This is a genomic window from Fibrobacter sp. UWH1 (genome assembly GCF_002210365.1).
In the GTDB taxonomy this organism is placed as follows: domain Bacteria; phylum Fibrobacterota; class Fibrobacteria; order Fibrobacterales; family Fibrobacteraceae; genus Fibrobacter.
Genome location: NZ_MWQG01000017.1, coordinates 1 through 14,655 on the forward strand (window position 1 = coordinate 1; position 14,655 = coordinate 14,655).

10 protein-coding genes, 1 tRNA gene and 1 pseudogene are annotated in these 14,655 nt (G+C 52.6%); 8 read left to right on the forward strand and 4 right to left on the reverse strand.

Features of this window, described 5'->3' with window-relative positions:
* The first annotated feature begins 407 nt into the window (after positions 1-407).
* On the forward strand, positions 408-1,574 hold the full coding sequence (locus tag B7992_RS09105; protein WP_073161199.1) for a ribose-phosphate pyrophosphokinase: 1,167 nt from the start codon (positions 408-410) through the stop codon (positions 1,572-1,574).
* A 98-nt stretch (positions 1,575-1,672) separates the two neighbouring features.
* Here the strand turns inward: B7992_RS09105 and B7992_RS09110 are convergent, their stop codons facing one another.
* Entirely contained in the window at positions 1,673-3,415 is a 1,743-nt protein-coding gene (locus B7992_RS09110; protein WP_249269403.1) for a PP2C family protein-serine/threonine phosphatase, read from the reverse strand.
* Between the two features lie 211 nt (positions 3,416-3,626).
* On the opposite strand from B7992_RS09110, the gene nhaA reads away from it, so the two are divergent.
* Positions 3,627-4,991: a Na+/H+ antiporter NhaA gene (gene nhaA / locus B7992_RS09115; protein WP_073161197.1), complete on the forward strand. Its 1,365-nt coding sequence runs from the start codon at positions 3,627-3,629 to the stop codon at positions 4,989-4,991.
* 53 nt (positions 4,992-5,044) lie between these two features.
* Positions 5,045-5,233: pseudogene (locus B7992_RS17165) on the forward strand (GIY-YIG nuclease family protein); the annotation flags it as partial.
* A gap of 162 nt (positions 5,234-5,395) precedes the next feature.
* On the opposite strand, the gene B7992_RS09125 reads toward B7992_RS17165, so the two are convergent.
* Genes B7992_RS09125 through B7992_RS09135 form a run of 3 tightly spaced genes read right to left on the reverse strand, consistent with a single transcriptional unit; the run spans position 5,396 to position 10,770 of the window.
* Positions 5,396-6,178 carry a sulfite exporter TauE/SafE family protein gene (locus B7992_RS09125; RefSeq protein WP_073287310.1) on the reverse strand — a complete coding sequence of 261 codons (783 nt, stop codon included), beginning with the start codon at positions 6,176-6,178 and terminating at the stop codon, positions 5,396-5,398.
* Positions 6,179-7,429: a hypothetical protein gene (locus tag B7992_RS09130; protein ID WP_073161194.1), complete on the reverse strand. Its 1,251-nt coding sequence runs from the start codon at positions 7,427-7,429 to the stop codon at positions 6,179-6,181.
* A 53-nt stretch (positions 7,430-7,482) separates the two neighbouring features.
* Entirely contained in the window at positions 7,483-10,770 is a 3,288-nt protein-coding gene (locus tag B7992_RS09135; protein WP_073161193.1) for a transglycosylase domain-containing protein, read from the reverse strand.
* Between the two features lie 75 nt (positions 10,771-10,845).
* On the opposite strand from B7992_RS09135, the gene B7992_RS09140 reads away from it, so the two are divergent.
* The 5 genes from B7992_RS09140 (at position 10,846) to lptB (ending at position 14,591) form a co-directional block, all read left to right on the forward strand.
* A tRNA-Ser gene (locus B7992_RS09140) sits at positions 10,846-10,934 on the forward strand.
* A gap of 154 nt (positions 10,935-11,088) precedes the next feature.
* Positions 11,089-11,436: a hypothetical protein gene (locus B7992_RS09145; protein WP_088666103.1), complete on the forward strand. Its 348-nt coding sequence runs from the start codon at positions 11,089-11,091 to the stop codon at positions 11,434-11,436.
* Positions 11,437-11,601: 165 nt separating this feature from the next.
* Positions 11,602-12,357 carry an LPS export ABC transporter periplasmic protein LptC gene (gene lptC / locus B7992_RS09150; protein WP_254793732.1) on the forward strand — a complete coding sequence of 252 codons (756 nt, stop codon included), beginning with the start codon at positions 11,602-11,604 and terminating at the stop codon, positions 12,355-12,357.
* Between the two features lie 3 nt (positions 12,358-12,360).
* Entirely contained in the window at positions 12,361-13,857 is a 1,497-nt protein-coding gene (locus tag B7992_RS09155; protein ID WP_088666104.1) for an LptA/OstA family protein, read from the forward strand.
* Positions 13,854-14,591 carry an LPS export ABC transporter ATP-binding protein gene (gene lptB / locus B7992_RS09160; protein WP_083538271.1) on the forward strand — a complete coding sequence of 246 codons (738 nt, stop codon included), beginning with the start codon at positions 13,854-13,856 and terminating at the stop codon, positions 14,589-14,591. The genes B7992_RS09155 and lptB overlap by 4 nt, the downstream gene beginning before the upstream one ends.
* Positions 14,592-14,655 lie beyond the last annotated feature (64 nt).

A 14,655-nucleotide genomic window follows, 5' to 3' on the forward strand; every position in this document is an offset into this window, starting at 1 on the left:
CGCCGATGGTACCTGGCCTACGGGTCCGGGAGAGTAGGTCGCCGCTGGATTCACGCCCCCCTTGAGGTAAACCTCTCGGGGGGCTTTTTGTTTTTGTATCCGCCGCCGGGGCGTCGACGCGGGCATCGCCTGCCGTACATGGGCGCGGCTTCGGCCCACCGCACCTGCCGTCGCTAGGCGCAGGCCATGAGCTGTCGCAGGAGGCTTACCGGGAAAGGCGTACCCTGCCGGCGGCCTTTCCGCCTGTCCCCAGGTTTGCGGGGCCTGCCCGACGAATCATCCCCTCAAAAAGCTGTCTATCAATTTGTGTAATAGATATGTATTGCGTTGCCTTACTTGCAAGGATGTCCTAATCTATCTATATTTGGGCCACTAACCCCCAAAAAACCTTAAATTAAGGCAATCTTATGTCAGATCGTTTTATCGTGACCGGCAACTTCACCGATGATCCGTTTGCCATTGATATGGCTCAGTACATCGGTCTCCGCGAAGACATTTCCGACGTGGTCTCCCTGAAGACTTTCGCCAACTCTGAATTCTGCCCCCGCTATATGCTGGATGCCGATGATATCGAACATATCGGCCGCCGTCTGGAAGGCAAGATTGTCTTGATCTGCTCTGTTTCTAACCATGAACGTAGTCGTAACGACTACGCTATGCGTAACTGCATCCTGGCCCGCGCTGCCAAGGATAACGGTGCCGAACAGGTTGTTCTCGTAGAACCGGATTTGTTCTACTCCGCACAGGACCGCGGTCCCCACCGTATTGGCGAACTGGAAAAGGATCGCCCGGATATCGACCTCAAGAAGTTTGATGGTCAGGCTTTCACTAGCTTGCTCTATGCCGATCTTCTGAAGAAGGCTGGTGTGGACGCTGTTGTTACCTGCCACAACCACAGCATCAAGGTTCAGAACCTGTTCAACGATATTTTCGAAGGTCATTTCCACAACCTGATTCCTACCGATGTCTATGCACACTACATCAAGAACAGCAACTTCGTGCAGACTGGTAAGGATGGTAACAACCTGGTGATCGTTTCTCCGGATAAGGGCGCACGTCCTTTCATGAACGCTGTGTTCGATGCTCTCCAGCTCCCCGAATGCAAGCGCGTGGTGATGGACAAGGTACGTACTGGCGAACGTGAAATCTCCATGACTTTCAACCCGGAACTTTCTGACATCAGCATCGATGAAATTGAAGGTAAGGACGTGATCGTGTTCGATGACATGGTCCGTACCGGTACTACTATCGTGCAGTGCTGCGAACACATCAAGAAGGGTCATCCCAACCGCGTGTGCTTCGGCGTCACCCACTTCCACACCAGTGCAGAAGCTCGTGAAAAGCTGAACAGCCCCGCTATCGATGAAATTCTGACCACCTCCACTCTCCCCGACATCATGAATCGCGACTGCCAGGGTCGTCTCCGCAAGAAGCTCACCGTGCTGAAGCTGGGCAAGTGGATGGCTCGCCATATCATGCAGACTTACGGCATGGACGATGGACGCTTCGAACGCGACTTCTACAAGATCGACATGAGCTCCAAGAATCCCCGTTGGCCGCCTCAGCAGTTCTAGTCTGAATCGATACGGTTTAATGTAAGCGATTTGAAGAAGGCCTCGGACTTGGTCCGAGGCTTTTTCTATGGGTTAGATTTTTCTGTTTGCGATTATACCTAGGTTCCTTCATTAATTCGGAATGCCACCATGGTAATGTCGTCAAACTGGGGAGCCTTGCCGGCATGGGTCCTGACGGCCTCGCGAACGTCCTTACAGAGTTGTTCCAGGGGCTTGTCCTTGGAGGCATTCAGTGCGGCCAGCATTCGATCGTTGCCGAATTCCTCGTTGTTTTCGTTCATGGCTTCGGGAATGCCGTCGGTGTAGGTGAACATGATGTCACCGGGTTCCATTTGCAATTCGAAGTTCTGGTACTTGATGCCAGGCATGCCGCCGACTACAAAGAAGCTCTTGATTTGGGCCAGGTAGAATTCTTTGCCCTTCTTCAGGAGTGCCGGCTTTTCGTGGCCCGCATTGCAGAAGGTGAGGACGTTTGTCTTTAGGTCCAGAACGCCGCAGAGGATGGAGACGAACATGTCGACGGTATTGTTTTCGCAGATTTCCTGGTTGGTTCGTACCAGGGCCTCGGCTGGAGAGTAGCCGTTCATCAGGTTGTGGCGCAGGATAATCTTGCTGACCATCATGAATAATGCTGCGGGGATGCCCTTGCCGGATACGTCGGCGATACAGAGGGCGATGTGGTCTTCGTCGATAAAGAAGAAGTCATAGAAGTCACCGCCAACTTCTAGGGCGGGGTCCATCATGGCGTAGTTTTCAAATCGTTTGGAGTGGAGGGGCTTGGGGAGGGCCGCCAGCTGGATGGCTGTCGCAATTTCAAGGGCCGTATGTTCTTTCTGCTTTTCCGCCGTCATTGCCATAATGTGGTTCAGGTAGTCATCGATCTTGCGGGACATGTCTACGTAGGAGCGGGAAAGGGCGCCGATTTCGGTGGTATACTTCAGGTACTTTTCGCACTTGTTGGAGATTTCCTCCAGCTTCTTTTCCATGGTTGAATCGTGGCTGAATATCATGGCGATTTCACTCATCTTTTCGATGGGCTTGATAACGGTGCTTTCGATAAACCGCAGATGGATAAGGCTTCCCCAAATGAGGATGTTCAAGGTAATGACGACACTGTAGTAGACCTTGTTCCATAGGTCCAGATTGCTGAGGTTGTACCTATAGTGGAACACGTTATAGGCGGCGATACCGGAGCAGATAGAAATGAGGATGCTCAGCAGGAGTATGAACAGCAGGAATTTTTCGTTAAGGGAGAACGAGAGGATGGTATTCCTGGGGGAAGCGCGGTGGTACTTATACTGGAACACGACGGAGGATAGGCTTAGGTAGGGGATGCCCATTACGATCATCGCCAGCAAGTTGTTGAAGAAGATATTTTCGCCCAGGATAAAATTCGACGGGAGGCCGACACACTTTAATAGCAGACAGATAAGGAACGCCACAAGGAGGGCGTCTGCCGTGGATATGATGAGGTATTCTACGACTTTGTGGACTCGGTTCAGTCGGAACTTGTTGATGTTATTGCGGCGGAGGTAATGCCAAACTTTGGCGGGAATGTACCCGTAGATAATCTGGATGAGGAATCCCGGTATGAAGACGGCGGCGGAGTATCCTGACTGGATGTCGGAGAAGAGGTTTGCGAATGCGCAGCCCAGGGCTCCGGGGAGACCGAAGGTCATGGAAAACAGCATGGGGAGGGCTGCAACCAGGCGGACTTCCGTCGTATCCGAAATCTTGAGGAATATTCGGCAGGGGAAACCTAACAAATAGAAGGTAAGTCCACAGAGTAGGGCGATAACGACCTTGGTCAGAAGGGGGTGTTTCTTCATTCTTTCTTTCATTTGACAATATCCGCAAGAATTTTTCAAGTTTAATATAATTTACTTACGAAATGGTGATTTATATTATAAAACTTTTAGTGCGTTATGGCACATTTTGAGATGGTGGTCTTTAGGGTGAATTCGGTGGCGAATTGCGTAGACTAAAAAAAAATTTTGATTATCTTTAATGTGCAAGGGCTGAAAAAACAAAAACAATCAACCATAGGTGTGTATGTCCGCAAAAGTGACTAGCAGCGATCGCATCGAAGAACTTTTCCCGGAAACTCCGGTCCGCAAGATCCTTACCCCCATTGAACGTCTCATGAAGGTGGAGACTACTGGCGGTATCGTTCTTATCATTATGACCATTGCAGCTTTGCTGTGGGCTAATCTCAGCCCTGAGTCCTATCATCATGTATGGCACATGCCTTTTGCCGTGACTATCGGTAGCTGGCTTGGTACTGCTGATTTGCATTGGCTGATCAATGATGCCTTGATGACCATCTTCTTCTTTAACGTGGGTCTCGAGGTGAAGGGCGAGATGACTTACGGCGAACTTCGCGATCCGAAGGCTGCAAGTCTTCCGATTCTCGCGGCTGCCGGCGGTATGCTTTTCCCGGCTTTGATTTACTTGGCTGTAAACGGTCTGACAGGTACGGACGCGACTCGTGGTTGGGGTATTCCCACGGCAACGGATATCGCTTTCGTGGTTGGCTGTATGGCTATCCTTGGCAAGAAGGTGCCCCATGCTCTCCGCGTGATGATTTTGACTTTGGCTATCGCCGACGATATCGGTGCCATTCTCGTGATTGCCATTGGCTACCCCAGCGGTGACGGTATCAGCTTTGCCGCTCTGGGTACTGGCGTTGCCTTGCTGGTCTTGATCAATGTGCTGTTCCGTCTGGGTGTTCGCAACTTGCTGCTCCATGGCGTAATCGGCGTAGCTGTGTGGGCCTTCTTCGTAAAGAGCGGCGTGCATCCCACTATTTCGGGTGTGCTGCTTGGTCTTTCCGTTCCGGCCAGGGCTGTGATTGCCGGCGGCAAGATGGGCCTGTTTGCAAATAATGTGGGTCACGTTCTTTCTGGCGAAGCTACCGACAGCGAAGAGAAATATCGCGTGTTCAGCCTGCTGAAGCAGGGCGCCAAGGAAAGTATTTCTATGCAGGAACGCCTCTACAAGACTTTGGCTCCCTGGGTCAACTTCTTCATTATGCCGCTGTTCGCCTTGGCCAATGCCGGTGTCGAAATCAAGCTTGGCGGTGTGGAAGTTCCTGTGATGGGCGCTGTTGCCCTGGCTCTGGTATTCGGTAAGCCTATCGGCATTTTCCTGTTCAGCTTCCTCTCTGTGAAGATCGGTATTTCAAAGCGTCCGAGCTACAGCTGGAAGGCTCTGTGGGGCGGTGGCATGTTGGCCGGTATCGGCTTTACCATGGCTCTGTTCGTGGCAAGTCTCGCCTTCGATGTTGGCGATCGTCAGGATTCCGCAAAGCTGGGCATTCTGCTGGGAAGCTTCAGTGCCGCCATCCTGGGTACCATCTATATGAGCTTGGTTTCTAAGCCGAGCAAGGATGAACCTGAAGGACACGGTCACCACTAAGATATAATCGGGCGGGTAACCGCCCTTTTTTAATAATGCCGCATTTTGTATACATGCTTCGTTGTAAGGGGAATCGCATCTACACGGGTTATGCCGTGGATGTGGAGGCCCGTTTTCAGCAGCATCTGACTGGCAAGGGGGCTCGCTTTACCAAGGCTTTTCCGCCGGAGTGCATTCTGCGAACTTTTGAGCTGGAATCCAAGGAGCATGCCTTGCGGTTAGAGGCTCGAATCAAGAAGCTGAAACGATCCGACAAGGAAGTTCTTGCTGCCGGAGACAAGACTCTGGAAGCGGTTCTGAAGGGAAGTCTCGACCAGCTTTTAAAACCCCGGAGGGGTTCCAGGTTTGCGGTAAAACGCCCGCTTATCCCCCAAAAAAGAATCTTGATTCCTGCGAAATCTGATTTACTGAAGGACCAGGTCCACCACCAGGTAGGCTGCCATGACCAGGCTGCAGACGCTGATAAAATTCTGGATGAACTTGTTGCCTTTCTTGCGCTGGAGGGCGCTGCCGAAATAACCGCCACACCAGGCGCCGGCTGACATGACGATGGCGATGGGCCAGTTCACTTTTCCGGTGAATGCGAGAACCGCGGTGCTGACCACCAGGAATACGGTTGTGAGGCAGTTCTTGAGGGCGTTTACGTGGATGGGGTCTAGACCGGTGTAGCGGGTGAGGCTAAAGATCTGCACGAATCCAACGCCAATCTGCACGATACATCCGTAGACTGAAACCAGGGCGAACCCGATGGCTCCGCCCAGGGTCAATTTTTCGGGCGGGTTTGCAGGGGGCTTTCCGAACAGGTCTTTGCGGGTGTGGCTCATGATGACTACCAGGCAGATGGCTCCGGCGATAATGGCCTGGAATACCTTGTCGCCGATGTTTGCGAGAAATCCTACGCCAAGGAGGGCTCCCACCAGGGAGGGCCAGAATAGCTGCTTGAAGAGTTTCTTGTTCAGGTAGCCGTGTTTTGCCAGGTTGTGGACGCTGCTCAGGTTTCCGATGATGAGGCCGATGCGGTTGGTGCCGTTGGCCACGGTCGGGGGCATTCCCAGAAAGATCATGATGGGAAGGCTGAGGGAACTTCCGCCGCCGGCGATGCTATTGATGAGGCTGACGACAGCGCCCAGGATAAAGAAAGCGGGATACTGGCCGTACTGCCACCAATCTGCGGATGCTGCGGTCATTTACTTGCTCAGTTCCTTCTGCAGGAAGTTCCTGTTGTCGATCACCTTTTGCTTCTGGGAGTTGTCGGGATATTCCGCCAGACATTTATCCAGGGAGGCGATGGCTTCGTTCAGGAGGGCGGCCTTCTTTGCGGCGTCCTTCTGTTTTTGGGCCTTGCCGAAGAGCTGGCTTGTGGTCTTGCGCTGGGCGTTGCAGTAGGCGTCGGCCAGCTTGTTGTATTCCTCGATGGCTTCCTTGCGGAGGGGGCTGGACTTGAGCTTGTTCAGAAGTTCCTTGGCTTCGGCGAACTTGCTTTTTTCCACTAGGTCCTTTGCCTTGGCAAGTGCTTCGGCGGGATCGTTCTTCTGCCAGTAGGCGGCGGCTTCGGCGTCGTTGTTGGCGGACATGTTGCGGATGTCGTCGATCATGGCCTGGATCTTAAGTGGGTCTTCGAAGTCGCGATAACGCATCTGGAATTCCAAGGCTTTCTGTTCTGCTTCGGTGAACTTTGCCTGGTCGTTTGCCAACTTGAGGATTTCGGATTTTTCCTTGCGGGCCTTGTCCAGGGTGTTGTTGTAGGCGATCTGTTTTTGCTGGTTGGCGAAGTTGGTCAGGGAATCGCCGGGAACCAGCGCGATGAGGTTATCGGCGGCTTCGGCCACCAGACTGTAGTTGGAACGGGCGCGGTTCATGTTCTGAATTTCAAGGACCAGCGGCTCGAACTGCTTTGCGCGTTCCGCATTGGTCTTTCCGAATTCGGCCAGCATGGAGTCGGCCTGATTTTCCCATTGATTCCACAGGGGCTTGATGACGCGGAAACGCTGGAGATATTTTACAGCGTCGTCGACCTTACCCTGTTTGTACAAACTATCGGCGTATTCGAAAACTTCGTTTGCCATGGCGGGGAACGCCGTGTAGGGGTCGATGACCGTAAGGGCCATGGGTTCATTTTCCGAGACCTTTTCCTGGGCGGAGGCCATAGAGGATGAGGACTGCTGGGCGGGTTCCGCAGACTGGGAAACAAGTTCGTTCTTAGGGACTGCTGAACTGGAGGAGGGTGCTGCGGTTTGCTGAGGTTTAGATTCAGAAATCGCAGAGGAGGACTGCTCCTGAACTTGCTCGGGTGCTGCCTGCTGTGCTCCTTGAGAGGATTGCTGTTCTGTGTTTTCAGGCTCGGTGCAGGGGGCGGGGGCTCCTGTACATGCAGAAAGGGAAAGTCCCATTGCTGCGATTCCTGCGGTACTTAAAAAAATACGAGAACTGAAATTCATACAAAGATCCTTTGTTTTAAAATCGTCCTGAACTTTTTCAAAGGGCTAAAAACTTATTCGGCCTCGATAGGAACAAATGCGTTGTTGCCATTGAATCCTTCGGGCAGATCCCAGTCATCATCCTTGGGCATGGCGGCTGCGGCCGGTGCCGGTGTAACAGACGGTGCGTGAGGTGCGGGTTCCGCTGCTGCAGTTGCTTCTGTTGCGGGAGCCTGTGCGCTTGTGGAATCCGATGCTGCGACCTCTGCTGGGGCGGTGGAGGCTTCGGGCTGTTCTGCAGCGGGCATGGGTAAGCTAACCATGATGCCGGATTCTGCTGCAGATTCCGCGGCCATTTCCTGCACTTGCGGAGGAGTGTAGCCCGGAATGTCGATCCAGGGGAGAGGGCGTCCTGCTTCGGCGCTGGCCCCGGCAAGAGTCATACCGGTCATGGGATCTACTACAAGTTCGCCTCGTTCATTGCCTAGCTGCAGCGGGACTTCGCCTGCGGCCAGAACAGAAATATCCAGGAAGTCCACCTTCTTGGGAGTGCCCATGATTTCAATTTCTTCCTTGGCGAAGGCTGCCCACTGGGGGAGACCGCCAGAGGCACCTGCAATGCGGGTACGTCCAGACTTAAGAGGTTTGTTGTTGTCGAAGCCCACGTAGCTACCGATGGCCACGACAGAGTCCAAAGTGGCTCCGTTCTTTTCGCCGCTGTAGGTGGGTATCGCGCCCATGAAGGCCACGTTTCTGTAGTCGTTTGTAGTACCGGTCTTGCCCAATGCAGGGTAGCGCAGGCTGACGGTGCTATCGGGGGAAGTAACCGTAATGGCGTTATACTGGCTGCGTGCTGTACCGTTGCTGAATACGGAGTGGAGCATTACGGCCATCTGGGTTGTAATGTTGTCGTCGAGGATTGTCTTGGATTCCATCTTGTTCTTGAAGATGGTGGTGCCGTCACGATTCTTGATTTCCTTGATAAAGCTGGGGTCGGTCCAGTCGCCATCCAGGCTCTTGTAGATCTTGCCGGTAAGCAGGGTCTGGTATGCGGTAGAAATTTCTGACAGGGTAATTTCGTTTACGCCCAGGGGCATGCTGAACACTTTCTGCAACTTCTGGTGGATGCCGATTTCCTTGGCGAAGCGTGCGTAGTCGGCCATGGCCAGGGAACGTCTGTAGTCGGGCCAGAAACGGATGTGGTCTGCATCCAGGTAATCGGCTTCGCCATCGACGGGTTCGATCATGGTGGTCAGACGCTTCATGTCGGCCAGAGTAAAGTCGGGGAACAGCTCCACGGATTCCAGAGGCGGAAGCTGGGCTGCCATATCCGGATCCAGTTCCAGGGCCTCGCGGGCACGGAGCTTTTCATAATAGCTCTTGTAGTTGTGCTGGATGAACTTGACGGTCTGGGCATCCTTCTTGGACTGCTTCATGGCGATGTCGTTGTGGGTGCCGTAGCGCAGGTTGATGACGGCCCTGGCCTTGGCGTCCTTGCCTTCACCCTTGTAACGTTCGATGAGGGCGAACTTGGCCTTGGTAAATTCGATTTCCTTCTTTACTTCTTCCTTCAAGGTTAGACCGAACTTGTCGCGGAGTCTTTCAAAGTAGGCCTTGCGTTCTTCGTTGTCGAATCGGGCGTAGTCGTTTTCCTTGGCGACGGCGTCAAATTCTTCGGGGCTGAGTTTGTCCAGCAGGTGTTCCAGCAGCCAGATGCTGGCGATATTTTCGGAACGGGTGGTGGCCCAGGCGATGCTTACGATGTCGCCCTTGTTCTTGTGGTCGGGGCGAGGGAAGTAGAACTGGTTCGTGAACTGGAATACGTTGAAGTCGTTTTCAAGCGGGTCCAGGTAATTGTAGTTGTACTTGAGAGCCAATGCGTAGAGCAGGGGTTTCCAGCTGGAGCCCAGCTGACGCAATGCCTTGAAACTTCTGTCGAATCCGGTGTTGTGGAAACCACCCTGGGTTGCGACTACCTGGCCGTTCTTAATGGCGAAGAGGCCGCCCTGCAATACAGGTTCCGTCTCGATCTTGCAGGGAACGTAACCGTTGATTTTTTCTACGTCCAGAATGCTGACCAGGAGGATGGCCCCCTTCTTCAACTGGGGTGCCAGAGCCTTGTTCACGTCGCCGGGCTTGCGGGCGTCACCGCTGATCTGTACGGCGAAATCCTTGATGGCCTTTTCGGTGACGATACCTTTAAGCTGGCCGAAACTTAAGGTGAGGGATTTCAGCTTGCCGGTGGAATCCACGAATACGCTGTCGACGGCGCCGTAGAGGTAGTCGCCGCGGCGGGCGCTCTGGGCCTTGTTGGCGAACTGGGACTTGGGAAGTACGAAACCGCCCAACTGCATCTGGAGTCCGCTGATATTTGTCTGCAGGGCGCGCTTGGCGGCATCCTGGGATCTTTCGTCGAGGGTCGAGATGATGGTCAGCTGAGCCTTGCGCCAGTCTTCGATGCCATGCTTTTCGAATTCAGCCTTGAAGAAGTCTCCGTCCAGCTTTTCCTCGATGCGTTCCAGGATGGTGCTGACAGAGAAGCGGAAGTTGCCGTGGTTGAACTGCAGCGGCGTTTCCAGGGCTTCGGCCATTTCTTCTTCGGAGATGTACTTTTCGTCGACCATGCGGCCAAGTACGTAACGCAGACGTTCCTCGCCACGCTTGATTGCCTTTTCGCGGCGTTCGGCGCTACGCTGGATGAACGGGTCGTAGTTGAAGGGCCCCTTTACGGAACCTGCAATGAAGGCGCATTCGGCGAGGCTCAGTTCCTTCAGTTCCTTGTTGAAGAAATACTGGGCGGCGATGGCTACACCCTTACCGGTACCGGAAACGTGGAACTGGTTCAGGTAGAATTCAAGAATGTCCTGCTTGCTGAAATGGCGTTCCATGCGGAGGGCGTTGATCAGTTCCTTGCCCTTTTCCTTGATGCTGCGTTCCTCGCGGCCGAAAATGTTCTTGACGGTCTGCTGGGTCAAGGTGGAACCGCCCTGACGCATGTGGCCTGCCTTGATGTTTGATGCCATGGCGCGGGTGAAACCGTAAATGCTGAAGCCGTTGTGGTTCCAGTAGCCGGCGTCTTCGGCGGCCACCAGGGCGTTTACGATATTGGAGGGGATGTCGCCGTAGGGTACATAGATACGGTGGTTGGCGTCAAAGAAGGCTCCTAGCAAGGTGTTGCCGTCATTGTAATAGACGCGGGTCTCGCCAGAAAGGACCTGCAATATGGATTCCCTGTTGAACTGGTTGTCGGGATCCTTATCGGGTAACACCTTAAAGACCAGGATGTAGACGGGAATGCAGCAAATGAGGCCCACCAGGGCAAATGCTGCCACAATTTTCAACAACTTTTTTAGAAAACGCATATAAAAAAGTTAGAAATTTTGGGAAATCCCCTTGAAAAAGCGTTAGAAATAAAGTATAATTTGTGCCCCCAAGATGGGAAGATGGCCGAGCTGGCCGAAGGCGCGTCCCTGCTAAGGACGTATAGGACTTAATCCTATCGCGAGTTCGAATCTCGCTCTTCCCGCTGCAAAGACCCCGAGTCGCAAGACTCGGGGTTTTTGTTTTATTGTATGCGGTATTTTATCACATTTTCCCATAAAATGGGCGTTTTCTATTGACTTTTACATTTTCTTAAGAGATATTATATCCGTTGTAAATATTTTTTTAAGGAGTCCTCTATGAAAGCATCTAGTTTTTTTGCCGGTCTTGCCCTTGGCGCTGCTGCCGCCCTTGCTGTTTCCAAGAAGCTGAAGTCGTCTTGCTGTTGTGAAGGAAACGCAGAAAATCCCGCCCTGAAGGATGCTGAAAACGCCGTGGAAACCCTCCGCTGCTCCGTGGATTCCCTCCGCAAGGAACTGAACAGCCGCATCGAATCCGAACAGACCTATGCCGCCCAGTGCGAAGACCTGAAGGATCAGGTGGCCAAGATGGACGTGGAAATCGGCAACCTGAAGAACATCTGCGAGAAGCAGGACGGTGTAAACAGGAAACTGGAAGAGGAATTGGAAGAAGCCAAGTCCAAGTAAGTCAGACTGGTTTTTGTTCCGTACAAATACTGTAAAAAGAACAGGAGCCTGCGTCCCTCGGTCGCGGGCCCTTTTTTGCTGTTTTATGGCCATGTTGGCGCGATTCAGTCATTCCTTTATTTTTAAATTTTGATTGTGGCACGAATTTTGCGACATAGATTTTTTTTGAGATTGGCTCTCGTTCCGGTGTGGGTCGTTTTGTTCCTGTGCGGTTGCGAGGAAATCGAAGAAGAAAAGCCCTGGATCCAGGTGGAACGTCCGGAAATGCTTTTTACCGACACCACCCTTCTGGATAGTTACGACAAGGGTGTGCAGGCCTGGAAACTGAAGACGGCCTATCTGGAACGTTGGGGCGACAAGGACCTTGTCTTTGTGAAGCCGGTCCTGGTGGACATTTACGATTCCCTGGGAGAACGTACCGCGTTCCTGCGTGCCGATTCCGGCCGCCTGGATATGAAGTTTACCTATGTGTATGCCTATGGCCACGTTTATGCCCTGACGCCCAAGGGGGCTTCGGTCCGCTCCGATTCCCTCCTGTGGAACAAGAAGGACAACCTGGTAAAGACTGACAGTTATGTTCGTGTGGTTAGCGAAGACGGCGACGTGCTTCAGGGCAAGGGTTTTGAAAGTGACGCCCATATGGACAACTGGCGGATTCTTTCTGACGTGACCGGCATTTTCCAGGATGCGGCTAAACGCCTGAAGGAAGAGGACAAGAACCAGGCTTCCGAAATCGAGACCCGCGATAGTTTGCAGAGGGCTAGACCGACTGCTGGTTCTGTCCGCGTGGTTTCATCTTCTGGAACACGGGTGCCGCAATCTTCTGCGTCGCAGGCTCCGGCTGACAGCGCCAAGAAAAAACCTGGACCTAAGAAATCCTGGAAGCGCACCCTTACGAAGAAAGACGAGGCGAAGGACTAGAAGATGTCTCGATACATTGGTTCTTTCAAGTTTGGTCTGTTCCTGGCGTTTGCGATTCTGATCTTGTTTTCGGGCGAGGCGGTGGCGCAGTCTTCGCCTATTATCATGAAGCATGCAGACAGTCTTGCGGTGGCCCGCAAGCGCGGAACTCTCTTGCTGCATGGCCGTGTGCAGTTCCTTCACGATAGTGTGCAGTTCAAGACCCAGCGCGCCATCTGGAATAAGGATGGTGAAGTGGTCCAATGTGATGGCGGCTTCCTGTTTACCCACCCCTCGGGTTATATCGATGCCCGCAACGGTGTGTACCAGAAGAAACGTGGCCTCGCCACCGCTACCGGCGATGTCCATGCTGGTGATTCCGCCCATACCTACTACTTTACCGGCGAGTACCTGGAGTATGATAAGGAAAAGGAAATCCTGACCATGCCTACAAAGCCGGTGCTCCGCCAGTTCGAGAAGAACAAGTCCGGCGGCGAGGATACCGTAAAGATTGTGGCCAGGCGAATTGTGTACAACAAGAAAGATGGCTATGCGGAAGCCCGCGGCGATGTGACCATTACCCAGAAGGACGTGGCCATTTCTGCTGACAATATGAATTACAGCAAGAAGGACGATTACGCCGAGGCTTTCAATCATGTAAAGCTGACCCAGAACGACATGGTGGTGACTTGCGATACGGGATATTTTGACCGCAAGAATAACTGGCTTTCGATGAAAGGCAACCCGACTTGCGACCTGAAGAATTATCACCTGACGGGCGACTCCATTTTCCTGGTGCTGGATTCTACCGGCAACTCCCTGAAGTCTGCGCTGGTGATTCGTAATGCCCACGGCATCCAGCAGGAAGAACCGAAGAGGAATGCTCCGGGTAGCGTGACGGAAGCCTTTGGCGATACCCTCTTTGCAGAATTCAGCGGAAACAAGATCGAACGCCTCTATGTGAACTTGAACGCCCGCGGTTTCTTTTACGAGACGGACCTGCAGGATTACAGAAACTTGATGGACGGCGACCGCCTTGACATGTATTTTAACAAGGGCAAGATGGACAAGGCCGTGGTCTCCGGCAAGGCCCAGAGTACCTATTTCTACATCAAGAAGGATCGTTCCGTGTCCGGCAAGAATGAGGCATCGGGCGATACCATCCATATCTTGTTTGACGCCCAGAAGAATGCAGTAAAGTCCCTGAAGCTTCTAGGTAATTCCACTATGGCCAGCGGCCGTTATGTTGACCTGGAAAAGGAACGCCGTAACAAGGAACTTGCCCTGAAGGATTCCCTGGCGAAGGTGGATTCATTAAAAAAAGAAAATAAGGCGGATTCGTTGACAGAAGCCGGTGCTTCTATCGATAGTAAGGAGCGGGAAGAGCAACCCGCGAAAAAGCCGTCGGCTTTCAAGAAGGCTTTGTTGGACAGGAATCGGTCCAGAAAAAAATCAGAAAAAACTCCATCGGATTCATCCGCGGTGAATGTAAATTCTAAGCATGTAGAGGAAAAAAAGTGAAGAACCTTGTCAGTACCATACGCACAGAACACCTGCGAAAGGTTTATGGTGGCCGTCAGGTCGTAAGCGATGTTTCTATCCGTGTGTCGCAGGGTGAGATTGTCGGCCTTCTTGGCCCCAATGGTGCCGGCAAGACCACGTCTTTCTACATGATCGTGGGAATGGTCCGCCCTGAGTCTGGACATATCTTTCTTGATGATATCGAGATGACTGACAAGCCCATGTACAAGCGCGCACGACTTGGCATCGGTTATCTTCCTCAGGAAGCTTCCATCTTCCGCAAGCTTAGCGTAGAAGATAACATTATGGCCATTCTTGAAACTCAGGACATGAAGCGCCGTGAACGCAAGGTTCGTCTGGAGCAGCTCCTGGAAGAATTCAAGATTACCCACATTCGCAAGACCAAGTCTATGAGCTGTTCCGGTGGCGAACGTCGCCGTCTTGAAATCGCGCGTGCTTTGGCCAGCGACCCCAGCTTCCTTCTGCTGGATGAACCTTTTGCCGGTATCGACCCCATTGCCGTGGCCGATATCCAGGGCATCATCTCCGGGTTGAAGGACCGCGGTATGGGAGTCCTCATTACAGACCATAACGTGCGTGAAACCCTTTCCATTACGGACCGGGCCTACATTATGTACAAGAGCCAGGTTCTTACGGAAGGCTCCTCTGAATATTTGGCGAACGACCCCGAGGCAAGACGTATTTACCTCGGCGATAGCTTTAGATTGGATTAATTGGGTTTGCATATAGGAAATGCAAATTTTATAAATAAAAATTATTGAAAGTTTTAAGGACGGT

Bases quoted from the DNA above. Each gene is read 5' to 3' on its own strand.
- B7992_RS09105 (WP_073161199.1), top strand. From the start codon at position 408: ATGTCAGATCGTTTTATCGTGACCGGCAACTTCACCGATGATCCGTTT.
- B7992_RS09110 (WP_249269403.1), bottom strand. From the start codon at position 3,415: ATGAAAGAAAGAATGAAGAAACACCCCCTTCTGACCAAGGTCGTTATC.
- nhaA (WP_073161197.1), top strand. From the start codon at position 3,627: ATGTCCGCAAAAGTGACTAGCAGCGATCGCATCGAAGAACTTTTCCCG.
- B7992_RS09125 (WP_073287310.1), bottom strand. From the start codon at position 6,178: ATGACCGCAGCATCCGCAGATTGGTGGCAGTACGGCCAGTATCCCGCT.
- B7992_RS09130 (WP_073161194.1), bottom strand. From the start codon at position 7,429: ATGAATTTCAGTTCTCGTATTTTTTTAAGTACCGCAGGAATCGCAGCA.
- B7992_RS09135 (WP_073161193.1), bottom strand. From the start codon at position 10,770: ATGCGTTTTCTAAAAAAGTTGTTGAAAATTGTGGCAGCATTTGCCCTG.
- B7992_RS09145 (WP_088666103.1), top strand. From the start codon at position 11,089: ATGAAAGCATCTAGTTTTTTTGCCGGTCTTGCCCTTGGCGCTGCTGCC.
- B7992_RS09155 (WP_088666104.1), top strand. From the start codon at position 12,361: ATGTCTCGATACATTGGTTCTTTCAAGTTTGGTCTGTTCCTGGCGTTT.